The sequence below is a fragment of the Roseateles agri genome, from assembly GCF_034043675.1.
GTDB lineage: Bacteria > Pseudomonadota > Gammaproteobacteria > Burkholderiales > Burkholderiaceae_C > KK5.
On record NZ_JAXCLA010000003.1, the window covers coordinates 424805 to 451396 of the forward strand.

General features: G+C 68.7%; 28 protein-coding genes. 16 read left to right on the plus strand and 12 right to left on the minus strand.

Features of this window, described 5'->3' with window-relative positions; translation table 11 throughout:
* Positions 1–7 precede the first annotated feature (7 nt).
* From SNE35_RS10110 to SNE35_RS10140, 7 genes are all read right to left on the minus strand, one after another.
* Positions 8–1396: a GntP family permease gene (locus tag SNE35_RS10110; RefSeq protein WP_320422773.1), complete on the minus strand. Its 1389-nt coding sequence runs from the start codon at positions 1394–1396 to the stop codon at positions 8–10.
* Between the two features lie 134 nt (positions 1397–1530).
* On the minus strand, positions 1531–2964 hold the full coding sequence (locus tag SNE35_RS10115; RefSeq protein ID WP_320422774.1) for a sigma-54 interaction domain-containing protein: 1434 nt from the start codon (positions 2962–2964) through the stop codon (positions 1531–1533).
* A 58-nt stretch (positions 2965–3022) separates the two neighbouring features.
* Entirely contained in the window at positions 3023–3988 is a 966-nt protein-coding gene (locus SNE35_RS10120) for a peptide ABC transporter ATP-binding protein (protein ID WP_320422775.1), read from the minus strand.
* Complete coding sequence (locus SNE35_RS10125; RefSeq protein WP_320422776.1) at positions 3985–4926, minus strand: ABC transporter ATP-binding protein; 942 nt, start codon at positions 4924–4926, stop codon at positions 3985–3987. Before SNE35_RS10125 ends, SNE35_RS10120 begins: the two co-directional genes overlap by 4 nt.
* Positions 4926–5807: an ABC transporter permease subunit gene (locus SNE35_RS10130; protein ID WP_320422777.1), complete on the minus strand. Its 882-nt coding sequence runs from the start codon at positions 5805–5807 to the stop codon at positions 4926–4928. The genes SNE35_RS10125 and SNE35_RS10130 overlap by 1 nt, the downstream gene beginning before the upstream one ends.
* Positions 5807–6817 (minus strand): ABC transporter permease, encoded by a 1011-nt coding sequence (locus SNE35_RS10135; RefSeq protein ID WP_320422778.1) that lies wholly within the window; start codon positions 6815–6817, stop codon positions 5807–5809. The genes SNE35_RS10130 and SNE35_RS10135 overlap by 1 nt, the downstream gene beginning before the upstream one ends.
* Before the next feature lie 19 nt (positions 6818–6836).
* Positions 6837–7673, minus strand: coding sequence for an N-acetylmuramoyl-L-alanine amidase (locus tag SNE35_RS10140; protein WP_320422779.1), 837 nt, complete (start codon positions 7671–7673; stop codon positions 6837–6839).
* A 256-nt stretch (positions 7674–7929) separates the two neighbouring features.
* On the opposite strand from SNE35_RS10140, the gene SNE35_RS10145 reads away from it, so the two are divergent.
* The 4 genes from SNE35_RS10145 (at position 7930) to SNE35_RS10160 (ending at position 10390) form a co-directional block, all read left to right on the plus strand.
* The gene (locus SNE35_RS10145; protein ID WP_320422780.1) at positions 7930–8235 is read left to right on the plus strand and encodes a hypothetical protein; all 306 of its coding nucleotides are present in this window, start codon (positions 7930–7932) and stop codon (positions 8233–8235) included.
* Positions 8236–8429: 194 nt separating this feature from the next.
* A complete protein-coding gene (locus SNE35_RS10150; RefSeq protein WP_320422781.1) occupies positions 8430–8807 on the plus strand; it encodes a DUF4148 domain-containing protein in 378 nt (125 codons plus the stop codon).
* A 240-nt stretch (positions 8808–9047) separates the two neighbouring features.
* Positions 9048–9440 carry a DUF4148 domain-containing protein gene (locus SNE35_RS10155; RefSeq protein ID WP_320422782.1) on the plus strand — a complete coding sequence of 131 codons (393 nt, stop codon included), beginning with the start codon at positions 9048–9050 and terminating at the stop codon, positions 9438–9440.
* A gap of 143 nt (positions 9441–9583) precedes the next feature.
* On the plus strand, positions 9584–10390 hold the full coding sequence (locus SNE35_RS10160) for an isocitrate lyase/PEP mutase family protein (RefSeq protein ID WP_320422783.1): 807 nt from the start codon (positions 9584–9586) through the stop codon (positions 10388–10390).
* On the opposite strand, the gene SNE35_RS10165 is transcribed toward SNE35_RS10160, so the two are convergent.
* The 4 genes from SNE35_RS10165 to murQ are packed head-to-tail and all read right to left on the minus strand — an operon-like array spanning position 10387 to position 15290.
* Positions 10387–12003, minus strand: coding sequence for a glycoside hydrolase family 10-like protein (locus SNE35_RS10165; protein WP_320422784.1), 1617 nt, complete (start codon positions 12001–12003; stop codon positions 10387–10389). The genes SNE35_RS10160 and SNE35_RS10165 overlap by 4 nt on opposite strands.
* Before the next feature lie 4 nt (positions 12004–12007).
* Positions 12008–13153 (minus strand): acyltransferase family protein, encoded by a 1146-nt coding sequence (locus tag SNE35_RS10170; RefSeq protein WP_320422785.1) that lies wholly within the window; start codon positions 13151–13153, stop codon positions 12008–12010.
* Positions 13150–14409, minus strand: coding sequence for an MFS transporter (locus tag SNE35_RS10175; protein WP_320422786.1), 1260 nt, complete (start codon positions 14407–14409; stop codon positions 13150–13152). Before SNE35_RS10175 ends, SNE35_RS10170 begins: the two co-directional genes overlap by 4 nt.
* On the minus strand, positions 14406–15290 hold the full coding sequence (murQ, locus tag SNE35_RS10180; RefSeq protein ID WP_320422787.1) for an N-acetylmuramic acid 6-phosphate etherase: 885 nt from the start codon (positions 15288–15290) through the stop codon (positions 14406–14408). The genes SNE35_RS10175 and murQ overlap by 4 nt, the downstream gene beginning before the upstream one ends.
* 183 nt (positions 15291–15473) lie before the next feature.
* On the opposite strand from murQ, the gene bufA2 reads away from it, so the two are divergent.
* The 3 genes from bufA2 to SNE35_RS10195 are packed head-to-tail and all read left to right on the plus strand — an operon-like array spanning position 15474 to position 17343.
* Positions 15474–15728, plus strand: a complete 255-nt coding sequence (gene bufA2, locus SNE35_RS10185; protein ID WP_320422788.1) for a BufA2 family periplasmic bufferin-type metallophore — start codon at positions 15474–15476, stop codon at positions 15726–15728.
* A gap of 5 nt (positions 15729–15733) precedes the next feature.
* Entirely contained in the window at positions 15734–16570 is an 837-nt protein-coding gene (bufB, locus tag SNE35_RS10190; protein WP_320422789.1) for an MNIO family bufferin maturase, read from the plus strand.
* Complete coding sequence (locus SNE35_RS10195) at positions 16567–17343, plus strand: DNA-binding domain-containing protein (protein WP_320422790.1); 777 nt, start codon at positions 16567–16569, stop codon at positions 17341–17343. The genes bufB and SNE35_RS10195 overlap by 4 nt, the downstream gene beginning before the upstream one ends.
* On the opposite strand, the gene SNE35_RS10200 is transcribed toward SNE35_RS10195, so the two are convergent.
* The gene (locus tag SNE35_RS10200; protein ID WP_320422791.1) at positions 17325–18143 is read right to left on the minus strand and encodes a hypothetical protein; all 819 of its coding nucleotides are present in this window, start codon (positions 18141–18143) and stop codon (positions 17325–17327) included. The genes SNE35_RS10195 and SNE35_RS10200 overlap by 19 nt on opposite strands.
* Before the next feature lie 135 nt (positions 18144–18278).
* On the opposite strand from SNE35_RS10200, the gene SNE35_RS10205 reads away from it, so the two are divergent.
* The 9 genes from SNE35_RS10205 to SNE35_RS10245 all read left to right on the plus strand — a co-directional run bounded on the left by SNE35_RS10205 (position 18279) and on the right by SNE35_RS10245 (position 26590).
* Positions 18279–18824: a peroxiredoxin gene (locus tag SNE35_RS10205; protein ID WP_320422792.1), complete on the plus strand. Its 546-nt coding sequence runs from the start codon at positions 18279–18281 to the stop codon at positions 18822–18824.
* Between the two features lie 103 nt (positions 18825–18927).
* The gene (locus SNE35_RS10210; protein WP_320422793.1) at positions 18928–19599 is read left to right on the plus strand and encodes a GntR family transcriptional regulator; all 672 of its coding nucleotides are present in this window, start codon (positions 18928–18930) and stop codon (positions 19597–19599) included.
* Entirely contained in the window at positions 19596–20555 is a 960-nt protein-coding gene (locus tag SNE35_RS10215) for an ABC transporter permease (RefSeq protein WP_320422794.1), read from the plus strand. The genes SNE35_RS10210 and SNE35_RS10215 overlap by 4 nt, the downstream gene beginning before the upstream one ends.
* Entirely contained in the window at positions 20552–21376 is an 825-nt protein-coding gene (locus SNE35_RS10220) for an ABC transporter permease (protein ID WP_320422795.1), read from the plus strand. Before SNE35_RS10215 ends, SNE35_RS10220 begins: the two co-directional genes overlap by 4 nt.
* Complete coding sequence (locus SNE35_RS10225) at positions 21376–22335, plus strand: ABC transporter ATP-binding protein (RefSeq protein WP_320422796.1); 960 nt, start codon at positions 21376–21378, stop codon at positions 22333–22335. Before SNE35_RS10220 ends, SNE35_RS10225 begins: the two co-directional genes overlap by 1 nt.
* Positions 22325–23119 carry an ATP-binding cassette domain-containing protein gene (locus SNE35_RS10230; protein WP_320422797.1) on the plus strand — a complete coding sequence of 265 codons (795 nt, stop codon included), beginning with the start codon at positions 22325–22327 and terminating at the stop codon, positions 23117–23119. The genes SNE35_RS10225 and SNE35_RS10230 overlap by 11 nt, the downstream gene beginning before the upstream one ends.
* A 62-nt stretch (positions 23120–23181) precedes the next feature.
* Entirely contained in the window at positions 23182–24138 is a 957-nt protein-coding gene (locus SNE35_RS10235; RefSeq protein ID WP_320422798.1) for a TAXI family TRAP transporter solute-binding subunit, read from the plus strand.
* A complete protein-coding gene (locus tag SNE35_RS10240; protein WP_320422799.1) occupies positions 24135–26219 on the plus strand; it encodes a TRAP transporter permease in 2085 nt (694 codons plus the stop codon). Before SNE35_RS10235 ends, SNE35_RS10240 begins: the two co-directional genes overlap by 4 nt.
* Positions 26219–26590, plus strand: a complete 372-nt coding sequence (locus SNE35_RS10245; RefSeq protein WP_320422800.1) for a DUF1850 domain-containing protein — start codon at positions 26219–26221, stop codon at positions 26588–26590. Before SNE35_RS10240 ends, SNE35_RS10245 begins: the two co-directional genes overlap by 1 nt.
* Positions 26591–26592: the final 2 nt, after the last annotated feature.

Here is a 26592-nt window from a genome sequence, read left to right on the forward strand (position 1 = left end):
CGGTGACTCAGTAGATCCCGGTCAGGTAGTACACCGCGATCACGAAGAAGACGGCCAGCGTCTTGATGCAGGTGACGGTGAAGATGTCGCGGTAGGACGTGCGGTGCGTCAGGCCGGTGACTGTCAGCAGCGTGATCACGGCGCCGTTGTGCGGCAGCGTGTCCATGCCGCCGCTGGCCATCGCGGCGACGCGGTGCAGCACATCCATCGGGATGCCGGCGGCATTGGCCGCGGTGATGAACTGCTCGGACATCGCGGCCAGCGCGATGCTCATGCCGCCTGAGGCCGATCCGGTGATGCCGGCCAGCGCGGTGACGCTGACGGCCTCGTTGACCAGCGGGTTGGGGATCGCCTGCAGGCCCTTCTGGATCACCAGGAAGCCCGGCAGCGCGGCGATCACCGCGCCGAAGCCGTACTCGGAGGCGGTGTTCATCGCGGCCAGCAGCGAGCCGGCGACGGCGGCCTTGGAACCCTCGGCGAACCTGCGTGCCACCGGCCGGAAGGCGAACACCAGCACTGCCAGGATGCCCAGCAGCAGCGCGCCCTCCACGGCCCAGATCGCCTGGATCGACGCCACCGGCGTGACCAGCGGCTTGGCCATCGCCAGCTGCACCTCGTAGCTGGTGCCGTAGTAGGCCGGGACCAGCGTCAGCAGCAGCTTGTTCATCACGCCGACCAGCACCAGCGGCAGCAGGGCGATCAGCGGGTGCGCCAGCTGCTCGTCCGCCATCGGCTCCGGTTCCTGGGTATGGCCGGTGCCGTAGCCCTCGCCGGCGGCAGCGGCCGAGCGGCGGCGCCATTCGAGGTAGGCCATGCCCAGCAGCAGGATGAAGATCGAGCCGATCAGGCCCATCCAGGGCGCGGCCCAGGTGGTGGTCTTGAAGAAGGTCGTCGGGATGATGTTCTGGATCTGCGGCGTGCCGGGCAGCGAGTCCATCGTGAACGTGAAGGCGCCCAGCGCGATCGTGCCGGGGATCAGGCGCTTGGGGATGTTGCCCTGGCGGAACATCTCGGCAGCGAAGGGGTAGACGGCGAACACGACGACGAACAGCGACACGCCGCCGTAGGTCAGCAGCGCGCAGACGAGCACGATGGACAGCATCGCCCGCTCGCGGCCGACGAGGCGGATCACCGCGGCCACGATGGACTTGGAGAAGCCCGACAGCTCGATCACCTTGCCGAACACCGCGCCGAGCAGGAAGACCGGGAAGTACAGCTTCACGAAGCCGACCATCTTGTCCATGAAGAGGCCGGTGAACAGGGCCGGCACGGCGGCCGGGTCGGTGACGAGCACCGCCAGCAGCGCGCAGACCGGCGCGAACAGGATGACGCTGTAGCCGCGGTAAGCGACCAGCATCAGGAGGGCGAGCGCCGCGAGGGCGATGAGAAAGCTCATGGGCTTCTTGTCTCCGCAGGAGGGATGGTTGTTGGAGGAATGGGCCGCAGCGGTGCAGGGAACGTGCCAGCGTCCGCCGGGGGCGTGACCTGCCGATGCAAGCGTGTGGAGGAGAAAAGTGTCTGGACAGGCAGTCAGCCTGTCTGGCCGCCCGGACTCCTCGCCAGCTTTTCGTACAGCGTGGCGCGCGAGATGCCGAGCAGTTGCGCGGCCTTCGAGCGATTGCCCCCGGCGGCGGCCAGCGCCGCCTGGATCGCGTCGCGCTCGGCCTCCACCACCGCATCGGCCAGCAGATGGCCGGCGGCGGGAGCGGCCGTCGCCGCCGTGGGCAGCAGCGGGCGGAAGTCGGCGGCGTCGAGCCGGCGCTCCTCGCTGAGCATCACCGCCTTCTCCAGCACGTTGCGCAGTTCGCGGATATTGCCGGGCCATCCGTGGCCGGCCAGCGCCGCCAGGCCCTGCTCGGTGATCTCGCGCTGCGGCAGGCCGCTGCGCTCGCTGATCTGCGCGAGGAACAGTTCCACCAGCGCCGCCAGATCCTGCAGCCGGTCGCGCAGCGGCGGCAGCGCGATCGACAGCACGTTGAGCCGGTAGTACAGGTCGGCGCGGAAGCGGCCCTGGCGCACCTGGGCCTCGAGATCCACGCTGGTGGCGGCGATCACGCGCACGTCCACCCGCAGCAGTCGGTTCGAACCCAGCGGCTCGATCTCCTGCTCCTGCAGCACGCGCAGCAGCTTGGCCTGCACGTTCAGCGGCATGTCGCCGACCTCGTCGAGGAACAGCGTGCCGCCGTCGGCCAGCTTGAACTTGCCGTCGCGCCCGCGGCGGTCGGCGCCGGTGTAGGCGCCCGGCGCGGCGCCGAAGAACTCCGCCTCCAACAGCGATTCGGGCACGGCGGCGATGTTCAGCGCCACGAAGGGCTTCAGGTTGCGCGGCGAGGCCGCGTGGATCGCATGGGCCAGCAGCTCCTTGCCGGTGCCGGTCTCGCCCAGCAGCAGGACCGTCGCGTCGAGCTGGGCCGCGCGCCGCGCCTGGCGCTTCAGCTCCACGCAGGCCGGGCTCGCGCCGACGACGCTGGCGAAGGTGTAGCGTGCATGCCGGCCCTCGGCGACGTGGCGGCGCGCGCTCTCCAGCTCCTGGTGCAAGTGCTCGAACTTGGCCACCAGCGGCTTCAGGTAGTGCACCCGGTCGTAGACGACGAAGCCGACCGCGCCGACGACCGCGCCGGCCGTATCGGTCAGCGGCATGCGCGTGACGACCAGCTGCTCGGCGCCGAATTCCATGATGTCCAGCAACACGGGCTCGCCGGTCTGCACGACCTGGCGCATCAGGCTGTTCGGGATGATCTGCTCGATCTCGCGCCCGATCGCCTCGGCCGTCGTCGCCAGGCCCAGCTTGCGCGCGTACTTCTCGTTGATCCAGGCGACGCGAGCCTGGGCATCGACGGCGATCGCGCCTTCGCCCATCGACTCCATCTGCTGGAACAGCGTGCGCAGCACAGCGCGGCGGATCTCGCCGCTGGCGCCGAACTGGTGGTCACCGAGCTTCAGGGAGGGGTCTTGTCCGGTCATCTGTCGGTCGCCTTGCAGGCCGGCGCTTCGCGCGCGGGGCCGCATTGTCGCCGCAGGCTCAGACCTCGTGGCAGGCCACCTTGCGCCCATCCACCTCGCGCAGCACCGGCACCTCCGCGCTGCAGCGCGCCACCGCCAGCGGGCAACGCTTGTGGAACGAGCAGCCGCTCGGCGGGTTCAGCGGGCTGGGCAGTTCGCCGTGGATCTTGATGCGCTCGCGCCGGTCCTCGGCCTTGAGCGCCGGCGTCGCGCTCATCAGCGCGCGGGTGTAGGGGTGCAGCGGGCGGGCGAAGATGGTCTTCTTGTCGCCGTATTCCACGGCCGCGCCGAGGTACATCACCATCAGCTCGTCGGCCACGTGCTCGACGACGCTGAGGTTGTGCGAGATGAACACATAGCCGGTGCCGAACTCCTGCTGCAGGTCCATGAACAGGTTCAGGATCTGCGCCTGGATGGAGACGTCCAGCGCCGACACCGGCTCGTCGGCGACGACGATCTTCGGGTTCAGGATCATCGCCCGCGCGATCGCGATGCGCTGGCGCTGGCCACCCGAGAACATGTGCGGGTAGCGGCGCAGGTGCTCGGGCCGCAGGCCCACCTTGGCGACCAGCGCTGCGATGCGCTCGCGGCGCTCGGCCTTGCTGAGCTGCGTGTCGTTGATCAGCAGCGGCTCGTCCAGCGTCGCCTCGATGCTCTTGCGTGGGTTCAGCGAGGCAAAAGGGTTCTGGAACACCATCTGCACCTGGCGGCGCAGCAGTTTCAGCCGGGCCTTGTCGGCACCGGCCGCATCGTCGCCGGAAAGCCGCAGCGCGCCGGAGGTCGGGGCCTCGATCAAGGTCAGCTGGCGCGCCAGCGTCGACTTGCCGCAGCCCGATTCGCCGACGACGGCCAGCGTCTTCTTCGCGTCCAAGGTGAAGGACACGCCGTTCAGCGCCTTGACGGTGGCCTTGGGCTTCATGAAGCCACGGCTGACGCTGTAGTGCCGCGTCAGGTCGACCGCTTCGAGCAGGTGCTTCTCGCTCATGCCTCACCCCGCGGGAAATAGCAGCGCACGCCCTGCTCCAGCGCCGGCCGCTTGTCGCGGCAGACCGGCTGCACATAGGGGCAGCGCGGCGACAGCAGGCAGCCGCTCGGCCGGTCGTGCGCGCCGGGCACGATGCCGGGCAGGGCCGACAGGCGGGCCGCGCCCTTGTTGTGCTCGGGGATCGCGGCGAGCAGCGCCTCGGTGTACGGATGGCGCGGGTTCTCGAAGAGGCCCGGCACGCTGCCGATCTCGACGACCTGGCCCGCATACATCACGGCCACGCGCTGCGCCATCTCGGCGACCACGGCCAGGTCGTGCGTGATCATCACCAGGCCCATGCCCTGCTCGCGCTGCAGGCGCAGCAGCAGGTCCATGATCTGCGCCTGGATGGTTACGTCGAGCGCCGTCGTCGGTTCGTCGGCAATCAGCAGCTTGGGGTTGCAGGCGATGCCCATCGCGATCATCACGCGCTGGTTCATGCCGCCGGAGAGCTGGTGCGGGTAGGCGTGGAGGCGGTTCTTCGCGTCGGGAATCTCGACCAGCTCCAGCAACTCGACTACGCGCTTCTCGGCCGCCGCGCCCTTCAGGCCCAGGTGCGCCTTCAGTACCTCGGCGATCTGGTAGCCGACGGTGTAGCTCGGGTTCAGACTCGTCAGCGCGTCCTGGAACACCATCGCCATGTCGCGGCCGATCAAGGTGCGGCGCTGCTTCGGGCTCAGCTTCAGCAGGTCCTGGCCCTGGAACTCCAGCGCGTCGGCGGTGACCTTGCCGGGCGCATCGATCAGGCCCATCAGCGCCATCATCGTCACCGACTTGCCGGAGCCCGATTCGCCAACGATGCCCAGCAGCTCGCCGGGCTCGACGTGCAGGTCCACGCCGTCGACTGCCGGGAAGCGGCCGAACTGCACGCGCAGGTTCTTGATCTTGAGCAGCGACATCAGGACACCCGCTTGAGTTTGGGGTCCAGCGCATCGCGCAGGCCGTCGCCCATCAGGTTGATGGACAGCACGCTGACGAGGATCGTCAGGCCCGGCAGGGTCACGACCCAGGGCGCGCGGACGATGTAGTCGCGCGCTGCCGAGAGCATCGTGCCCCACTCGGGCGTCGGCGCCTGCACGCCCAGGCCCAGGAAGCCCAGGCCGGCGGTCTCGAGGATGGCGGACGAGAAGCTCAGTGTGGCGTTGACGATCAGCGGTGCCATGCAATTGGGCAGCACGCAGACGAACATCAGCCGGAAGATGCCGGCGCCGGCGACGCGGCTGGCAGTGACGTAGTCGCGGTGGATCTCGGCCAGCGCGGCCGCGCGCGTCAGCCGCGTGTAGCCGGGCAGGGCGCCGATGGCGATGGCGATCACCGTGTTGACAAGACCTGGCCCCAGCACGGTGATCACGCAGATCGCCAGCAGCAGGCCCGGCAGCGCCAGCATGATGTCCATCACCCGCATGATCACCGGCGACAGCGTGTGCTGGTAGAAGGCCGCGAGCAGCCCCAGCAGCACGCCGGGCAGCAGCGAGAGGAACACCGAGGCCAGGCCGATGCCCAGCGAGATGCGGCCGCCGTGCAGCAGGCGCGAGAGCATGTCGCGGCCCAGCTCGTCGGTGCCGAGCATGAACTGCCAGCTGCCCTGGGCGTGCCAGACCGGCGGCATCAGCATGTGGGCGCGGTATTGCTCGACCGGGTCGTAGGGCGCGATCAGCGGCGAGAGGATAGCGGCCAGCGCGATCAGGCCGAACACGACCAACGCAGCCAGCGCGCCACGGTTGGCGGAGAAGCCCTGCCAGAACTCGCGGGCGGGCGTGGGGTAGTCAGGGGCCGCCATCAGTGCTGGGAACGGATTCGGGGATTCACGACGCCGTAGAGCAGGTCCACGACGAGGTTGACGCCGATGAAGGTCAGCGCCGAGATCAGGATGCCGGCCTGCACGACCGGATAGTCGCGCCGGGCGATCGAGTCGATCAGCCACTTGCCGATGCCGGGCCAGGAGAAGATCGTCTCGGTCAGCACCGCGCCGGCCAGCAGGCTGCCGGTCTGCATGCCGATCACGGTGATGACCGGGATCAGCGCGTTGCGCAGCGCATGGACGACGACGACGCGGCGCGGGTCCAGGCCCTTGGCGCGGGCGGTGCGGATGTAGTCCTCGCGCAGCACTTCCAGCATCGAGGAGCGCGTCATCCGCGCCACCACGGCCATCGTGCTGGTGCCCAGCACCAGGCCCGGCAGCAGCAGGTGCAGGCAGGTGGAGGCGAAGGCGCCTTCCTCGCCGCTGAGCAGCGAGTCGATCAGCATGAAGCCGGTGGCCTGCGGGATGTCGTACTCGATCGCGATGCGGCCCGAGACCGGCGTCCAGCCGAGATTGACCGAGAAGGCCATGATCAGGATCAGGCCCCACCAGAACACCGGCATCGAGTAGCCGACGGTGGCCACGCCCATCACGCCCTGGTCCAACAGCGAACCGCGCTTGAGGCCGGCGACGACGCCCAGCGTCAGCCCCAGCGTGACCGCCAGCAGCAGCGCGGCGAAGGCCAGCTCCACGGTGGCCGGGAACAGCACGGCGAACTCGCGCGACACCGGCTCGCGGCTCACCAGCGATTGGCCGAGGTCGCCGTGCGCCAGCTTGGCCAGGTAGTCGAAGTACTGCACGTGCAGCGGCTGGTCCAGGCCCATGCGGTGGACCAGCGCGGCGTGGGCTTCGGGGTCGAGCCGGCGCTCGCCCATCATCACCTCGATCGGGTCGCCGGGCACCAGCCGGATCAGGCCGAAGGCGACCAGCGTGATGCCGAGGATCGTCGGTATCAGCGTGGCGAGCTTCTTGAGCAGGAAGGTCAGCACGGAATCGCGGTTCCGTGGCTCAGGGCTTGGTCGCAGGCGGCGTGGCCAGCAGCATGCCGCCCTTCGTCGTCGCCACGTCGATCAGCGCGGCCGTCTCGGCGTCGAGCACGCCGCTGTAGTCGGCCGGGCGGTACTTCATCTGGAAGGTCGAGATGACGTCGGTCGTCAGCCGGTCCATCTCGCCGGTGCGCGCGATGTTGTAGCCGAAGCGGCCCAGCCGGTCTTGCAGCCAGGCCACGTCGGGCAGGGCGTTCTCGTAGGTCACCTTCTTGATCGCGACCTGCGTGGCGTCGGGCCAGGGGATCAGGCCCGCGTCGGCGAACTGCTTCCACGGGAAGGCCGGACCCGGATCCTGCTTGCGGCCGGGCGCGATGTCGTTGTGGCCGATGATGTGTTCGGGCTTGACCTTCTGGCGCTGGGCGATGTCGCGCACCAGCTTCAGCACTTCGTCGATCTGCGCCTGTGGGAAGGGGGCGTAGACGCGGCCCATCGGTGTGTCCTTCCAGCCCGCGTTGACGATCTCGATGCCGATCGAGGCCGAGTTCAGGTTCTGGTTGCCCGCCCAGTAGCTGGCGCCCGCATGCCAGGCGCGCCGGTTCTCGTCGACGAGCTGGTAGATCCCTGCCGGCTCATCGCGCACCAGGTAGTGGGCGCTGACCTGGCCACCGGTCGTCAGCACCTTGAGCGACTTCTCCCAGTCCAGCACCGTGTAGTGCAGGACGATGAACTGCGTGCGGCTGTCTTCGTTTTGCGACGCGTAGCTGTGATCGATCACCGGTTTCTGCAGGTACGCAGGCCCGGTGGCGCAGGCACTCAGCAGCAGGGCGATGGCGGTACCGAGAATGGCTTTTTTCATGGGACGGTCGGGGCGAATTTCGCGTTGCGGCAGCGTAGGCGGCAGGGCAGGGAGCGGCAAATGCCGATGCGGGCGCGGGGCATAACCTTTGAGTATGACTTGAGTTTGCGGGCGAACTGGTCGCCTTGCCTCCAAGAAGAAGAACAAGGGCGGATAGGGGGATGCTGGCTTGAGGGCAGCAGAGTTAGGCGCGATTCAACGACAGATTCAGCAACAGCAGGAACAGGCCTCGCCGCTTCGGCAATACGAGCAACAGGTGCGACAGCACGGTGTGGACCCGGCATCCCAGCCGGCCCCGCTGGACACGACGATGTTCAGCTCGTCGCCGCTGCAGGACCTCCGCGCGCAAATCCGCAACGAACTGATCTACGACCCGAAACCGCTGGTGCCCCAGGTGGAGTCGGTCTCGGCCGTGCACACGCCGCCCTGGTCGCGCGGCACGCACCAGATGCTGACGGAGCCCGGGCTCAGCCTCAGCGTGGACCTGGGCCCGCTGCTGTGGATCCACGCCGAGCGCGGCGCGCCCGGGCAGGTCGGACTGCTGCTGAACGAGGTGGCTTGAGCGCCCCGCTCGTTGACGATTTATGCATGAATCGGTGCCTGGATCGCCAAAGAAACCGTGTTCGTTTGCGTTTCGTTAACAACCCATTGAAGTTCTGCCGGTTTTTCTGCGTTGCAGCAAAACCTAAAGTTCATTCCATGGACGAAGCGGAGACAAGCAAACGCCGAATCCAACCACCACTGAAAGGATTCATCATGAACACGCTCAACAAGTTCCTCGCCGCTGCTGCTACCGCCACCGTCCTGCTGAGCGGCAACGCCGCCTTCGCCGCCGACACCGCCCCGACCCGCGCCCAAGTGGTTGCCGAACTGGCCCAGGCCCGCGCCGACGGCTCGATCGCCGCCTTCAACAGCGACGACAGCGAGCACTTCCTGCAAAAGGCGTCCACCGCCAAGGCCAGCGCCGTGCAAGCCGCGACCTTGCCCAAGACCCGCGCCCAGGTGATCGCCGAGCTGCGCGCTTCGCAACAAGACGGAACCTTGGCCCTGATGCACAGCGAGTTCCCCAGCGACCAGGCCCGTCTCGCACAAATCCAGGCTCAAAAGGCTGCTGCCACGGCGATGGCCGAGTGAGCAAGGGCTGACTTAGCCGGCAAGACCGGCAGGTCCCGACGGGGTGACGCCATGCGTTACCCCGTTTTGCATTCGCTCGTGGAATGCAATAAATGCGGGTTGCGAATGCATGTTTATTTATGTTTCGCGAATGACCCTTTGAGCTTTTGCCCGTTTTTCCGCGGCGCAGCAAAACCTAAAGTTCATTCCATGGACGAAGCGAGACAAGCCGGATCCAACAAACCACTGAAAGGATTCACCATGAACACGCTGAACAAGTTCCTCGCCGCTGCCGCCACCGCCACCGTGCTGCTGAGCAGCAACGCCGCCTTCGCCGACACCAGCCGCGCTGAAGTCGTCGCCCAACTGGCCCAAGCCCGTGCCGACGGTTCGATCGCCTCGCTGAACAGCGACGACAGCGAACACTTCCTGAAGGCGCCGGTCGCCGCCACGACGGCCAAGGCTGCCGCCCCGGCCGCTACCGTTGCCGCGAACGCCAACCTGCCGAAGACCCGCGCCCAGGTGATCGCCGAGCTGCGCGCTTCGCAACAAGACGGCACGCTGGCCCTGATGCACAGCGAATTCGCCGGTGACCATATGCGCCTGGCCGTGATGCAAGCCCAGAAGGCTGCTGCCACCGCGATGGCCGAATAAGCAGTCCGCAAGAAGACCGAAGCGAACGGGCGACGCGCAAGCGTCGCCCGTTTGCGTTGGGGGGTAGATGTCCGAAAACGGCCGGCGAGGCGCAGCGCCCGATGGGAAGATCAGCGCTCGATCCCCACCGCCAGGACCCGCCGATGCCGACCCAATCCACCCTCGCCACCACCTTCCGCTCGCTGCACCAGAGCGGCCTTCTTCTGCTGCCGAACTGCTGGGACGCCGGCAGCGCCCGCCTCATGGCGGCCCAGGGCGCCCCGGCGCTGGCCACCAGCAGCGCGGCCGTCGCCTGGGCGCTTGGCTATGGCGATGGTGATCAGCTGCCCGTGGCGCAACTGACGGCCTGCCTCGCCCTGATCACTCGTCGACTCGAAGTGCCGCTGACGGCCGACATCGAGGGCGGCTATTCGGACGACCCGGCCGCCGTCGGCGCGACGGTCGCGGCCGTCATCGACACCGGCGTCGTCGGCATCAACCTCGAAGACGGCCGCTCCCCGCCGGCCCTGCTGGCCCGCAAGATCGAGGCGGCCCGTACCGCGGCCGAACGAGCCGGCGTGCCGCTGTTCATCAACGCCCGCTGCGACGTGTTCCTGAAGGGCTTGGTCGCGCCCGAGCAGCGTGTCGCCGAAACGCTCGCCCGCGCCGAGCTGTACCGCTCAGCTGGCGCGGACGGCCTGTTCGCCGCCGGTGCCCGCGAGGCCGCGGACATCGCCGCGCTGGTGGCCGGCACGCCGCTGCCGCTGAACATCCTGGCCCTGCCCGGCGTGCCGAAGGCGGACGAACTGACGCGCCTGGGCGTGCGCCGCCTGACCTCGGGCTCCGGCATCGCCGAATCGGTCTACGCCCGCATCACGACGCTGACGCGCGGCTTCCTCGCTGAAGGCGACGGTGCGGCGCTGTCCGCCGATGCGCTCGCCTACGGCGAACTCAACACCTTGATGGGTTAGGCAATCTTCCAGGCCGAACGCGGCCCTTCGCGTCCGACGCGATCCAGTGCGGACGCGACGATCGCGTCCAGCCCCGCGGCCGCGATGCTCAGCTCCGTGCCAGTGCGGAATTCCCAGCGCTCGCCATAGCGCAGCCACACCGCATGCTGCAGTGCCGGGCTGCCGCCGACGTGCAGCGCGAGCCGACCCTCGGTGTCCGCGCTGCCCAGATAGATGTTGGCCGCCGGCAGCGCATCGTCCGACCCCGCCAGCCAGGGCGTGGCCGGTACCAGCGCCGGTTCGGCATAGACGCCGGCCTTCAGCGCATCGCTCAGGCCGCGGCGGTTCTGCGACAGCGCCACCATGCTGAAGTGCACGTGCCCCGTCTGCGGCGCGATCTCGCGCTGCAGCTGGATCTGGCCGACGATCTCGTCCACCGGCCAGCTCTTCGGGTCGCTGTCCTTGGTGATCCGGCTCGTGTAGAGGCCCGCCCAGATGTGGCGGCCCTGCGGGTTCTGTGCGCGCCAGTACTGCAGCAGCGGGCCGAAGGCCTGGCCCGCCATCGTGCGCGACCAGTAGAGCTGCGGCACCAGGTAGTCCATCCAGCCCTGGGCCAGCCACAGCTCGACGTCGGCGTAGAGCTTGTCGTACTGGCTGTAGCCGCTGATGCCCGCCGGCCGCAGCGCCGGCTTGCCGATGCCGAAGGGGCTGACGCCGAAGCGCACCCAGGGCTTGGCCGCCTTGACCGTCTCGTGGATGCGCTGCACCAGCTGGCTGACGTTCTGGCGCCGCCAGTCGGCGCGGGCCAGCTTGCCGCCGGAGCCGCCGCCCGCCGGGCCGCCCCCAAGGGCGGCGACTCCCCCTCGGGGGGCGCCCTGCGTACCCGCAGGGCTGGGGGCTCCATTTAAGTAGCGCTGCCACGAGGGCTCGTCCGGGAAATCGATCTCCGTCTTCGAGTCCTTGCTCTCGGTGACCGGGTAGGGATAGAAGTAGTCGTCGATGTGGATGCCGTCGACGTCGTAGCGCCGCAGCACGTCCTGGAACACGGCGATCGTGTGGTCGCCGGCCTCGGCCTCGCCGGGGTCCAGCCAGAGCTGGTCGCCGTAGCTCTTCACCCAGGCGGGATGCGTGCGGCTGACGTGGCCCTCGGCCGCGGGCGAGGCGGCGCTGCTCTGCCGCGCGCGGAAGGGGTTGAACCAGGCGTGCAGCTCCAGGCCGCGCTTGTGCGCCTCGCTGATCCACAGGGCCAGCGGGTCGTAGTAGGGCGAGGGCGCCTGGCCCTGCGTGCCGCTGAGGTACTCGCTCCAGGGTTCCAGCGGGCTGTCGTACAGCGCGTCGGCGGCGGTGCGCACCTGGAAGATGATCGCGTTCAGCTTCAGCGCCACGGCCTGATCCAGGATCGCGCGCATCTCCGCCTGCTGCTCGGCGGTGGAGAGGCCCTTGCGGCTCGGCCAGTCGATGTTGGCGACCGTCGCCACCCAGGCGGCGCGGAACTCGCGTGGCGCGGCCGGTGGCAGCGTGGCCAGCTCGGGCGCGGCCTGCAGGCGCGGGCCGGACGCGCGACCCGGCAGGTTGGAGCAGGCGCTCAGGGCCAGCGCGGAAGACAGCAGGGTGCGGCGGGACAACAAGCTCATCGGATCAGACTTTCACGAACCAGCGTTTCTTCCACATGACCCAGGCGATCGCGTACATCACCCCCACGAAGCCGATCGCGAAGACCAGCGAGGCATTGACCGGCGCCAGACTCGAAGCATGGATCGGCTCGAACAGCATGCCCTTCAGCGTCAGTCCCGAATCGAACTTCACCAGGATCAGGATCCGGCCGATCAGCCCCGACAGCGCAAAGATGAACAGCGCATTCATGCCGAACACGACGAAGGGCTTCATCCAGCGCGCCACCCGTTCGCGCGCCAGTGGCAGCGGCATCGCGTCCAGCAGCCAGTAGAAGACGCCGAAGACGATGCAGCCCCAGCCGGCCATGAAGACCGCGTACGACGGGGTCCACAGGTTCTTGTTGATCGGCATCAGCCAGGCGTCGCCGATCTGGCCCAGCCACAGCAGCGCGAGGCCCGCGACCAGCAGCCAGGTGGCCTTCTCGTTGGGCTGCCGGTTCTTCGCCGCGAGCCAGTGGCCCACCAGAACGCCGAAGAGCTGGCTGGCCACCGCCGGCAGCGTGGACATCAGGCCTTCCGGGTCCCAGGTCTTCGCCTGCACCCACAGGTGGCCGCCCAGCAGCGAGCGGTCGATGAAGGCGCCCAGGTCCTCGCCCTTGGCGAGCGATCCGGTGTGCAGCACGCCGGCGGCGTCGGGCACGGACGCGTTCAGCATCGCCACGGCGTAGACGGCCAGCAGGCCGACGATCCAGCCGATCTGCTGGCGCCAGCTGAAATACAGCACCAGCGGCGCGGTCAGGATCGTGCACAGGCCCAGGCGCTGCAGCACGCCGGGGATGCGCACGGTGCTGAAGTTGAAATGCGGGAACAGGTTCAGCAGGAGGCCGATGACGACGATCGTCAGCCCGCGGCGGATCGTCTGCATCAGCAGCGCCTGCTTGTTGTCACCCAGTGCCGCACGGCGGCCCAGGCTCATCGTCATCGAGATCCCGCTGATGAAGACGAAGAAGGGGAAGATCCAGTCGGTGAAGGTCCAGCCGTTCCAGGCCGCGTGGTCCAGCGGGGCGTAGAGGTGTTCCCAGTCGCCGGGGTTGTTGACCAGCAGCATCGCCGCCACGGTGAAGCCGCGGAAGGCGTCGAGCGAGAGCAGGCGCGTCGTCGTTTTTGTCATTCTTTCCTGCCGAAGCCCTCGGGGATCCGGATCAGCGCGGCCATCGCGAACGAAGGGATCGTCGCCACCAGCACCCAGCCGAAGAAGGCCGTGTAGCCCAGTTGCTGCTGCAGCCAGCCGCTCCACATGCCCGGCAGCATCATGCCCAGGGCCATGAAGCCGGTGCAGATCGCGTAGTGCGCCGTCTTGTGCTCACCCTGCGACACCAGGATCATGTACATCATGTAGGCCGTGAAGCCCAGGCCATAACCGAACTGCTCGACGGCCAGCGCCGCGCTGATCAGCACCAGGCTCGCCGGCTTGAACCAGGCCATCGCCAGGAACACCGCATTGGGCACGTGCATCGCGAAGATCAGCGGCCACAGCACCCGCTTGAGGCCCATGCGCGAGACGATCCAACCGCCCAGCAGGCCGCCCAAGGTCAACGCGATCAGGCCCACGGTGCCGTAGGCGATGCCCACGTCCTTGGTGTGCAGCGCCAGGCCCCCGGCGTTCGCGTCGTCCAGCAGGAAGGGCGTGGCCAGCTTCAGCAACTGCGCCTCGGGGAAGCGGTACAGCAGCAGGAAGCCGAGGACGACGAGGATGCGCGGCTTGGCGAAGAAGAGCTTGAAGATGCGCAGGAATTCGGCCGGCGTCATGCGGCCCTGCTCGGCGCGGCGATCACCGGCCGGGCGCGGCAGCATGAACTGGTGCCAGACGGCCGCGGCCAGGAACAGGCCGCAGAGCACGAAGAACACGATCACCCAGGCCGTCTTCATGTCGCCCAGCCGCTCCTGCAGCAGGCCGGCGAGGTAGACCAGCACGCCCTGGCCGGCGATGTTGGCGAAGCGGTAGAAGGTGGATCGCACACCGACGAAGGCGGCCTGCTGATGCGTCTCCAGCGCCAGCATGTAGAAGCCGTCGGCCGCGATGTCGTGCGAGGCCGAGGCGAAGGCCATCAGCCACAGCACCGCCAGCGTCATGCGGAAAACCATTGGCCCGGGAATCGTCAGCGCCACCAGCGCCAGCGCTGCGCCGACGACGAACTGCAACACCACCGTCCAGCCGCGCTTGGTGCCCACCATCTCCACCAGCGGCGACCACAGCGGCTTGATCACCCAGGGCAGGTAGAGCCAGCTGGTGTAGAGCGCAATGTCGGCGTTCGAGATGCCGAAGTTCTTGTACATGATGACCGACAGGGTCATCACGACGACATATGGGATCCCCTGGGCGAAATAGAGCGTCGGGACCCAGGCCCACGGTGACCGGACGGTCATGCCGCCTTCAGCGCGCGGCGGATGCTGCCGTCGGCGGCTTCGAGCTGGGCCCGCGCCTCGTCGACGCCGACGCCGTTCTTCAGTGCCACCACGGCCACCTTCACATGGTGGTCGCACTGCGCCAGCACCGCCTTCGCGGCTTCTTCGCTCGCGCCGCTGGCGCGCACGGTCAGGGCCAGCGCGCGGCGCACCAGCTTCGCGTTGGTCGGCTTGAGGTCGACCATCAGGTTGCCGTAGACCTTGTTCAGCCGGACCATCAGCGCGCTGGAGAAGGTGTTCAGCGCCATCTTCTGTGCGCTGCCGGCCTTCAGCCGCGTGCTGCCGGAGATCACCTCGGGCCCGGTGTCCAGCGTGATGCCGATCTCGGCCTGGGCGGTCACCGGCGCATCCGGGTTGTTGGCGAAACCGATCGTCAGCGCGCCGGCCGCGCGCGCGGCGGCGATGGCACCCAGCACATAGGGCGTGCCGCCCGATGCGGCCAGCGCCAGCACGACGTCGTTCGCCGTGGGCTGCAGCGCCGCCAAGTCGGCACTACCCTGGGCGGTGTCGTCCTCCGCACCTTCGACGGCGACGAACATCGCCGACTGCCCGCCGGCCAGGATCGCCACGGCCCGCTCGCGCGGCCAGGAGAAGGTGGGGTAGAGCTCCACGCTGTCGAGCACGCCCAGGCGGCCCGAGGTGCCGGCGCCCGCGTACAGCAGGCGCCCGCCCGCCTTGATCCGCGGCAGTGCGCGCTCGACCGCCTCGGCCAGCCGGGGTGCTGCCGCCTGCACGGCCTTCACCGCCTCGAACTGGTCGTCGACGAAGGCGTTGACGAGGTCCGGCGTGTCGTAGAGATCGAGGTCGGGGTGGCGGGTGCTGGGGGTTTCGGTCTTGAGCATGGTGGGCAGGGACTCTAGTGGGGGCATCGGGGTGTCGCCAATGCCGTCGTCCATTGTCCCCATAACCGGAGGTAATCAAAATATTGCGGGCGGCTTGTAAGGTCCGCTGGCCGGCCGACGACACAGCGGTGCAAGCCCCCTGCGGTCTGCAAGTACACCTTCAACCTACTGGAGTCATCCACCATGCAAGTCAAGTCCGCCCTGACCATCGCTGCCACCGCTGCCGCCCTGTTCGCGACCGCTGGCATCGCCACCCCTGCTGCAGCCGCCGACGACGGCGCCGTCCACTGTGCCGGCATCAACAGCTGCAAGGGCACCTCCGATTGCAAGACCGCCAAGAACGACTGCAAGGGCCAGAACTCCTGCAAGGGCCAGGGCTGGGTCAGCAAGGCTTCCGCCGCCGAATGCACCAAGGCCGGCGGCACCGTCACGAAGTAAGAGGCATGCAGACGATCTCCGGCTTCGGCCTGGGCCTGCGGCCCGAGCACTACACGGCGCTGTCCGAGCCGATTGCGCCCGCGCTGCGGCCCGACTGGCTGGAGATCCTCAGCGAGAACTACATGGTCGCCGGCGGCCGGCCGCTGCATCACCTGGACCGGCTGCGTGCCGAGTACCCGATGGTGATGCACGGCGTCTCGCTGTCGATCGGCAGCAGCGATCCGCTGGACCTGCGCTACCTGCGCGAGCTGAAGGCGCTGGCCGATCGTGTGCAGCCTGCCTGGGTGTCCGACCACCTGTGCTGGACCGGCGTCGACCACCGCAACCTGCACGACCTGCTGCCGCTGCCGCTGACCGAGGCCGCGCTGCGCCACCTGCTGCCGCGCGTCGCCCAGGTGCAGGACATCCTGCAGCGCCCGCTGGTGCTGGAGAACGTGTCCAGCTATGTGCGCTTCACGGCCGACGAGATGGACGAGGCCGGCTTCATCGCCGAGCTGGCCCGCCGCTCGGGCTGCCAGCTCCTGCTGGACGTCAACAACGTCTACGTGTCCAGCCGCAACCACGGCTTCGACCCGCGCGCCTACATCGATCGCCTGCCCGCCGAGCGCATCGTGCAGATCCACCTGGCCGGGCACGAGGACCGCGGCGACATCGTCATCGACACTCACGACCACCCGATCTGCGATGCCGTCTGGCAGCTCTACGCCTACACCTTGAGGCGCATCGGCGAGCGGCCGACGATGATCGAGCGCGACGACCGCATCCCGCCGCTGCCCGAGCTGCTGGCCGAACTGGCCCAGGCGCGCGAGCTGTGGCGTGTCACTGCCCGGTTGGCCGCATGAGCGAGATGCTTTTCGAACAACAGCGCGAGTTGCAGGCGGCGATCTGCGGTGCGCCTGGCATGCCGGACACGGTGGGCCTCGCCGTCTACCGCGAGGCCTACACCGCCCGGTTGATCGCCGCGCTGCGCGACAACTACCTGGTGCTGCACCGCGCGATGGGCGACGAGCCCTTCGACTCTCTGGCCCGGGCCTACATCGCCGCGCATCCGTCACCCCACCGCTCGATCCGCTGGTTCGGCGACCGGCTCGCCAAGTTCATGGCCACGCAGCCGCTGCCGCATGAGGCCCTCGTCGACCTGGCCCGCATGGACTGGGCGCTGCGCGCCGCCTTCGATGGTCCCGACGACGTACCCATCGACGCCGCCGCATTGCACGCGCTGCGGCCCGAGCAATGGCCGTCGCTGGTCTTCCGCCTGCACGGCTGCGTGCAACTGCTGCCGCTGGCCTGGGCGGTCGAGCCCGCCTGGCGGGCGCTGCGCGCACATGATCCCGAGTCGGGCGACGCTGCGCCCGAACTGCCAGCGCCCGAGGCTGCGGCCCACGCACTGCTCGTATGGCGCCAGAGTCTGGAAACGCACTGGCGCACGCTGGCGCCGCACGAGGCCGAACTGCTGGGTGCAGTGGCCGCCGGCAGCAATTTCGAAGCTATCTGCGCGCTCGCTGCCAAGTCAGCGGCCGAGGACGATCCAGCGGCCGTCGTCGTCGGTCTGCTCCAGCGCTGGCTAGCCGATGGCCTGCTGACGGCGGTGCTCGTTCAGGACCCGGCGTCGTAGCTCGCGGCCAAGCCGACGCTGCGGGTCGCCACGATCCAACCGTGCTGATTCAAGGTCGGAGCCACTGTGCCCTCCACGGTGATCACCCAGTTCAGCGTCAGCGAGCAACTGGCCACTGGCGACGTCAGCGGGTCGTTCTTGTTGGCGGCCACACTCGCGTCGTTCAGAGCCTTGTCCAGCGCCAATGTTGAGATGTGGAAGGTGCTGGCGTCAGTGGTGTCCTGCTGACGGTTCAGCCCCACGCCCTTGCTGGTGAAGTTGCTGCGATCCGAGCGCGTGCAATTGGCATCGACGGCCAGCCCGACGCTCTGCAGGTTCTCGGAGGCCAGCTTCACGTCGAACTGGCCAGTCGATCGGCGGATCTGCGGCACACCGGTCGGCGACACGATGGAGAAGGGCTTGGGCATGGTCACCACATTCGGGTACGTCTGCCCATTACGCACGAAATTGACGGTGATGCGCGGCTGCGCACTGGCATCGCTGAAATCGGTGACCCAGCTCAACCGGTTGCCGGACGCATCGCGCAACGCCACTGGCGGCACGTCGCCATCGCTGGCCGTCAGGCTGTCGCCGGGACTTGGCATTAGCGTGGTCAGCAGATTGGCGCTCTGGCCCAGCCAGGCGTCCACGTGAACCTTGCCGCTCACCTGCGTGATCGTGAAACGCGGGCTGACGTTGTCCGTTGAGACCGTGTTTGACTCCTTGCAGTTGTTCAATGCACAGGTATAGCCATCAAGGAGGGGCTCGCCTATGTCCCCGCCGCCCCCACATCCCGTCATCAGCATGGCCGTCGTCACCAAGACCCATCTTCTAAACATTTCGCTCCCCTTCATTGGTCAGTCGCTATTTGTTAAGTTTTTCTTCCGCGGCGCGATTCTGCAGAACTTTTCTAGCCGAGGCATGATGCGGGCCGGACCGTACCCAGAAAGCCCGACATGACTCGTTTCGCAAGCTTCTTCACCCTCATCGGCCTGGCGCTGGCTGCACAGCACGCCTCGGCCGCACTGGCCGTCGGCGCGACGGCACCGACCTTCACGACCGAGGCGGCCGTTGGCGGCAAGGCCTTCAAGTTCAGCCTGACCGACACCTTGAAGCAAGGCCCGGTCGTGCTGTACTTCTATCCGAAGTCCTTCACCCAGGGCTGCACGGTGGAGGCGCACAACTTCGCCGAGGCCACCGACAAGTTCAAGTCGCTGGGCGCTACCGTCATCGGCATCTCCACCGACAACATCGAGACGCAGAAGAAGTTCTCGACCGAGGAATGCCGCGACAAGTTCGCCGTGGCCGCCGATGCGGACGGCAAGGTCGTCAAGGAATACGACTCGGCGCTGAAGATCATGCCGGGCCATGCCGACCGCGTGTCCTACCTGATAGGCCAGGACGGCAAGGTCGCCGCTGTTTTCTCCAGCCTCAGCCCGGACGGTCACGTCGAGACGATGCTGAAGGCCGTCGAGCAACTGCGCGACACCAAGAAGCGCTGATCAAAAAGGCTACGAAACCTTAGCCGGCGCGGCTTTGCCGCCACGCCGGCCGACCTGATCCGCGCCAAAATGCCACCGACACAAGGTGGGAGTGGCTTCAACGATGATGGTCGAACAGGAATCCGCGCTGCCGGCACGGACGAAGCTCGTGGACGAGGTGGCGCGCGTGCTGCGCCAGCGCATCTACGGCGGCGTCTATCCACCCGGCGAACTGCTGCGCCAGGTGCAGCTCTCGCAGGACCTGAACGTCAGCCGCACACCGCTGCGCGAGGCCCTGCGCCTGCTGCAGAGCGAAGGCCTGGTGGCGGCCGAGGGCGCCCGTGGCGTCAGCGTCGCCCGCGCCGATCGCGGCCGGCTGATCAACGCCTATTCGCTGCGCGAGATGCTCGATGGCCTGGCCGCCCGCCAGGCGGCCGAGAAGAACCCCGGCCGCGCCCGCGAGCGCCTGGAGCCGCTGCTCGAGCAGCAGTTCGCCACGCTCTCGCCCTGGTCGCCTGCGGACTACGTGCGCTTCAACGTCGACTTCCACATGGCCGTCATCGAGCTGGCGGAGAACGAATTCCTCGCCGCCCAGGCCGCTGTCGTGCGGCTCACGGCCACGGTGTTCGCGCCATCCGTGCTGGTCTGCAGCGAACGCGCCCGCCCGGCCGTCGACGAGCACCGGCTGGTCCTCGAGGCCATCGCCAGCGGCGACGGCGACGCTGCCGAGCGGGTCAGCCGCGCCCACATCCGCGCGACCATCGAGTGCCTGAAGGCGGACCACCGGGAGCGATGAATCCCATCTTCCTGGCGCGGCGTCTGCTGACCCTGCTGCTGACCCTGTTCGTCGCCTCGCTGCTGATCTTCGGTGTGCTGGAGCTGCTGCCCGGCAACGCCGCGCAAGTGCTGATGGGCCCCGACGCGGCGCCCGAGGCCGTGGCGGCGCTGACCGAGAAGCTGGGGCTCAACGACGCCGCTATCACGCGTTACTTTCATTGGCTCTCCGGCATGCTGCGCGGCGACCTGGGCGAGAGCTACGCCTATGGCTCGCCGGTGGCGACCTTGATCGCAGAGCGGCTGGCGCTGACGGTGCCGCTGGCGCTGCTGTCGATGGCCTTGGCCGCGCTGCTGGCGCTGGTGGCTGGCGTGTTCGCCGCCTCGCGCCACAACCGCCTGGGCGACTGGCTCGTGTCCGCGCTGAGCCAGCTGGGCATCGCGCTGCCGAACTTCTGGTTCGCGATCCTGCTGATCCTCGTCTTCTCGGTGGGCCTGCAATGGGTGCCGGCCGGTGGCTTTCCCGGCTGGAGCGAAGGCATGGTCCCGGCGCTGCAGGCGCTGGCGCTGCCGGCCGTGTCGCTGGCCGTCGTGCAGGCGGCGATCCTGGCCCGCGTGACGCGCGGTGCCGTGCTGGAGCAGCTGCATGAGGACTATGTGCGCACCGCGCGCGCCAAGGGCCTGTCGCGCCGCGGCGCGCTGTGGGGCCACGTCTTGCGCAATGCGATGGTGCCGGTGACGACGGTGATGGGCCTGCAGTTCGCCAACCTGCTGGCCGGCACGATCGTGATCGAGAACGTGTTCTACCTGCCGGGCCTGGGTCGGCTGATCTTCCAGGCCATCGCCAACCGCGACCTGACGGTCGTGCGCGACTGCGTGATGCTGCTGGCGGCCATGGTTGTGGCCGTCAACTTCGTCGTCGACCTGCTGGCCGCCTGGATCGATCCGCGGCTGCAGCAGCAGGGGGCCGGCGCATGAGGCGTATCCGCACCAACACCAAGCTGAGCCTCGGCTTCGTGCTGACGGCCGTGCTCTTGCTGACCGCGCTGCTGTCCACCGTCTGGACGCCCTGGCCGACCGGCGAACTCGACGTGCTCGACAAGCTGCAGCCCCCCGGCGAGGCGCATTGGCTGGGCACCGACAGCCTGGGCCGCGACGTCGCCAGCCTGCTGATGGCCGGCGCGCGCGTGTCGATCGAGGTCGGCGTGATCGCCGTGGCGATCGGCCTGGGCCTGGGCACGGCGCTGGGCCTGCTGGCGGCGGCGCGCGGCGGCTGGATCGACGAGCTGCTGATGCGCGGCGCCGACCTCGGCTTTGCCTTCCCGGCCATCCTGACCGCGCTGCTGTTCACGGCGGTGTTCGGCCCCGGGATCGAGATCGCCATCGCGGCGATCGGCCTGCATGCGGTGCCCACCTTTGCCCGCGTCACGCGCGCCTCGGCCCGCGAGGTCTGGTCGCGCGACTACTGCCTGGCGGCGCGCGCCTGCGGCCGCGGCGCCTGGGACATCACCCGGCGCCACGTGCTGCCCAATGTGCTGCCGGTGCTGATCGTGCAGGGCACGATCCAGTTCGCGCTGGCGATCCTGGCGGAGGCCGCGCTGTCCTACCTGGGTCTCGGCACCCAGGCGCCGCAGCCCTCCTGGGGCCGCATGCTGGCCGAGGCGCAGACCTTTCTGTTCAGCGCGCCGCTGCTGGCGGTGTTCCCCGGTCTGGCGGTGATGCTGGCCGTGCTGGGCCTGAACCTGCTGGGCGACGGTCTGCGCGACCTGGTCGATCCACGGCTGGCGAGGGTGCGCTGATGCTGGAGGTGGACGACCTGCGCATCCGGCTGCATGGCACCGAGCTGGTCCGTGGCCTCTCGTTCACGCTGGCCGCCGGCGAGACGCTGGGCCTGATCGGGGAATCGGGCAGCGGCAAGACGCTCACCGCGCTGGCGCTGATGGGCCTGCTGCCCGAGGGCGCGGAGCTGAGCGGCAGCATCCGCTTCAAGGGTCAGGACTTGACGGGACTCAAGGACAAGGCCTGGGGCGCGCTGCGCGGCCGGCACATCGCGATGGTGTTCCAGGAGCCGATGACGGCGCTGAACCCGTTGCACCGCGTCGGCGACCAGGTGGCGGAGCCGCGCCGGCTGCACCTCGCACGCCGCGCGGGCGAGGCGCGGCAGGAAGCCGTCGAGCTGCTGCGTTATGTGGGCCTGGGCGATCCCGGGCGGATCGCCGACTCGTACCCGCACCAGCTCTCCGGTGGCCAGCGGCAGCGGGTCGGCATCGCGATGGCGCTGGCCTGCGGGCCGGAGCTGCTGATCGCCGACGAGCCCAGCACCGCGCTGGATGCCAGCCAGCAGGCCCACGTGCTCGCCACGCTGGCCGCGATGGCGGCCGAGCGCGGCATGGCGCTGCTGCTGATCTCGCACGACCTGGCCCTGGTCGCGCGGCAGGCGCAGCGCCTGCTGGTGATGTATGCCGGCCAGGGCGTAGAGCAGGGGCCGGCCGCGGCGCTGCTGGGCGGCGGCGCCGCCCATCCGTACACGCAGGGCCTGCTGGCCGCGCGACCGCGCATCGGCGTCGGCCGGGGCGAGCGCCTGCCGGCCCTGCCCGGCGCGGCGCCGGAGCTGGCCGAACTGCGCGGCGGCTGCGCCTTCCGCGAGCGCTGCCGGCTGGCGCAGGAGGCCTGCCGCAAGAGCCCGCCGGTCTTCGCCCTCGATCCGGCCCATTGGTCGCGCTGCCTGCGCGTCGAGGAGGCGCTGCGTGAGCACTGACCCGTCGACCCTGCTGCGCGTCGAGGCGCTGTCCTGCAGCTACGCCCTGCCGCGCCGCCTGCCCTGGCGGCCCGCGGGCCGCGTGCAGGCGCTGCGCGACATGAGCTTCGAGATCGCCTCGGGCGCCTCGCTGGGCATCGTCGGCGAATCGGGCTCGGGCAAGAGCACCTTGGCGCGCACGGTGATGGCGCTGCAGGCGCCCGACGCCGGCCGCGTGCTGCTGAAGGGCCGCGACCTGCACCAGCTCGACGCGGCCGCGCTGCGCAAGGCGCGCTCTGACATGCAGATGGTGTTCCAGGACCCGTATGGCTCGCTCGATCCGCGCATGAGCATCGCCGAGATCGTCGCCGAGCCCATCCTCACGCGCAGCGGCTTCACCAAGGCCGAACTGCACCAGCGCGTGCGCGAGGCGCTGGAGGCGGTGAGCCTGCGCGTGGCCGACATGAAGCGCCGCCCGCACGAGTTCTCCGGCGGCCAGCGCCAGCGCATCGCCATCGCCCGCGCGCTGGTCACGCGGCCGCGGCTGATCGTGATGGATGAACCGGTCAGCGCGCTCGATGTTTCGGTCCAGGCCCAGGTGTTGAACCTGCTGCAGGAACTGGCCAAGTGGCAGGGCCTGTCCTACCTGATCATCAGCCACGACCTGGCCGTGGTGGACCACCTGTGCGGCGAGGTGCTGGTGCTGCGCGAGGGTCAGGTCGTCGAGCGCGGCACGCCGGACGCGGTGTTCGGCCGCCCGCAGCACGCCTACACGCAGGAGCTGGTCGCCGCGCTCCCTAGGTGATTCCTCGCGTGTCCCCATGCCAACCTGAGTGGACACTGACGCCACAACAGGAGACAAGCAGCATGCGGACAAATACGGTCGTCAGAAACCTCGCCGCCGCGTTCGCCGTGGCCCTTGCCATGGCCGGCGCGCAGGCCGCCGACTACATCGGCGTGCTGACCGGCGGCACCAGCGGCGTCTACTACCCGATGGGCGTGGCGCTGAGCCAGGTCTATTCGAAGGCGATGCCCGATGCCAAGGTCTCGGTGCAGGCCACCAAGGCCTCGGCCGAGAACCTGAACCTGCTGCAGTCCGGCCGCGGCGAAGTCGGCTTCACCTTGGGCGATGCGCTGTCCGACGCCTGGAAGGGCGATGCCGAGGCCGGCTTCGCCACGCCGTTGAAGAAGCTGCGGGGCCTGGCGGGCATCTATCCGAACTACATCCAGATCGTGGCCAGCGCCGAATCCGGCATCCGCACGCTCGCCGACCTGAAGGGCAAGCGCATCTCGGTCGGCGCGCCCAAGTCCGGCACCGAGCTGAACGCGCGTGCGGTGCTGAAGGCCGCGGGCCTCTCGTACAAGGATTTCGCCAAGGTCGAGTACCTGCCCTTTGGCGAATCGGTGGAGCTGATGAAGAACCGCCAGCTCGACGTGACCCTGCAGTCCGCCGGCCTGGGCGTGTCCTCGCTGCGCGACCTCGCGGTGTCCACCAAGGTCGTCGTCGTCGAGATCCCGGCCGACGTGGTGGCCAAGATTGGCGACCCGGCCTACCAGAGCGCGACCATCCCGGCCAACACCTACGAGGGTCAGGTCAAGGACGTGCCCGCCATCGCGATCACCAACTTCCTCGTCACCCACAGCGGCGTCAGCGATGACACGGTCTACAAGATGACCAAGTCGATGTGGGAGAACCTAGACGCGCTGGTGGCCGCGCACGCCTCGGGCAAGCAGGTCAAGCGCGAGAACGCGCTGAAGGGCATGCCCTTGCCGCTGCACCCGGGCGCAGAAAAGTACTACCGCGAAATCGGCCTGCTCAAGTGAGCTCGGATCACGATCTGGTACCGGGCCTGGCCCCGGAAGGCCCGGCCGACATTCCCGATGAGTTCCAGGAGCACGGCGCGCAGCGCAGCCTGAGCGGTTGGGCCGCGACGCTGCTGGCCGGCTCGGCGCTCACTTTCTCAGCCTACCAGCTGCTGGTCGCCGCCTTCGCGCCGCTGTCCAGCCTGGTGACGCGTTCCTTGCACGTCGGCTTCCTGCTGCTCTTGATCTTCTTGCTGTACCCGCTGGTCAAGCGCGGCGCGGCGATGACGAAGATCCCATGGTACGACGCGCTGCTGGCCGTCGGCAGCTTCGCGCTGGGCTGCTACCAGTGGGTGTTCGAGGCGGCGCTGATCCAGCGCTCGGGCGACCCGACGACGACCGATCTCGTCGTCGGCGCGCTGACGATCGTGCTGGTCTTCGAGGGCGCGCGTCGTGTGCTGGGCTGGGAGCTGCCGGCGCTGTGCGGCGCCTTCCTGCTCTACGGCCTGTTCGGCGAATACCTGCCCGACGCGATCGCGCACCGGCCCTATGCCTGGTCGCAGGTCATCGACCAGGTGGGCTTCGGCACCGAGGGCATCTACGGCATCCCGACGCTGGTCTCGGCCACCTACATCTTCCTGTTCATCCTGTTCGGCGCCTTCCTCGAACACGCGGGGATGATCCGCCTGTTCAACTCGCTGGCGCTGGGGCTCGTCGGCACCGCGCAGGGCGGGCCGGCCAAGGTGGCGGTGATCTCCTCGGGCCTGATGGGCATGATCTCCGGCTCCGGCGTGGCCAATGTGCTGACCGTCGGCCAGTTCACGATCCCGCTGATGAAGCGCTTCGGCTATTCCTCGGTGTTCGCCGGTGCCGTCGAGGCCACGGCCAGCATGGGCGGGCAGATCATGCCGCCGGTGATGGGGGCGGTGGCCTTCATCATGGCCGAGACGCTGAACGTGCCCTACGCCACCATCGTCAAGGCCGCGGTGATCCCGGCGCTGCTGTACTACTTCACCGCCTTCGTGATGGTGCACCTGGAGGCGGGCCGCGCCGGCCTCGTCGGCCTGCGGCGCGACCAGGTGCCCAACCCCTGGCACGCGCTGCGCGACAACTGGTACCTGGCGCTGCCGCTGGCCGCCCTGGTCTACATGCTGTTCGATGGCTTCACGCCGATGTTCGCCGGCATGGTGGGCCTGGCGCTGACGGCGATCATGATCCTGGGTGTCGCCATCGCCGCGCGCACCTCGGTCACGGCCTTCCGCTACGTGTTCTGGATCGCCGTGGGCCTGGGTGCCTCCACCTTCGCCAAATGGGGCATCCAGCCGGTGCTGCTGATGATCGCGGTGATGGTGGCCGTCTGCTTCTTCATGCCCGACGGCAAGAAGACCCTGGCCACGCTGAAGAGCAGCCTGGTCGAGGGCGCCAAGCAGGCGCTGGGTGTGGGCATCGCCTGCGCGGTGGTGGGCGTCATCATCGGCGTGCTGTCGCTGACCGGTGCGGCCACCACCTTCGCCGGCTTCATCCTGCAGGTGGGCGAGAAGAGCCTGTTCCTGTCGCTGCTGCTGACGATGATCGTCTGCCTGATCCTGGGCACCGGCATCCCGACGATCCCGAACTACATCATCACCGCCTCGATCGCCGCACCGGCGCTCTTGAAGCTGGGCGTGCCGCTGATCGTCAGCCACATGTTCGTCTTCTACTTCGGCATCATGGCTGACCTGACCCCGCCGGTGGCGCTGGCGGCCTTCGCGGCCTCGTCCATCTCCAAAGGCTCGCCCACGGCGACCGGCTGGAAGGCCACGCAGATCGCCATCGCCGGCTACGTCGTGCCCTTCATGGCGGTCTACGACCCGGCGCTGATGCAGCAGGGCGACGCGAGCCTGCTGGACGTGGCGCTGGTCACCTTCAAGGCCGTCGTGGCGATCACGCTGTGGGCGGTAGCCGTGGTCGGCCACCTGCGCGGGCCGGCATCCGGGGTCGAGCGCGTGCTCGCCTTCGTCGCCGCCGCGCTGCTGGTTGCGGCCGTGCCGCTGACCGATGGTGCCGGCTACGTGCTGGGCTTCGGCGTGATCGCCTGGAACTATTGGAAGGCGCGCCGCTGATGCCGCTGTGCCTGGCAGCCAGCACGCTCGCCGCGGTGCTGGCTGCCGATCACTTCACCTTGGCCTGGACCCATTCGATCGAGAAGATCCGCTGGGAAGAGGACTACCTTGTCGAGGGCCAGGCCTTGCGCCTGACCGAGGCACGCATCCGCGGCAGCGGCGCTGGCATGGAGCCGCCGGACGGCGCTGTGCTGGACGCGCACGGCGTCTGGCACTACACGCCCAAGCTCGCGCCGCTGGCGGTGCTGCGGATCACGCAGTCGCCGTACACCGCCGGCTACGAGCTGTGCAACGATGGGCGGTGCCGCCCGCTGGGCGAGCTGCTGCCCGGCCTGCCGGACGGCGTCGTCGAGCTGCGCGCCTGCGATTGAGC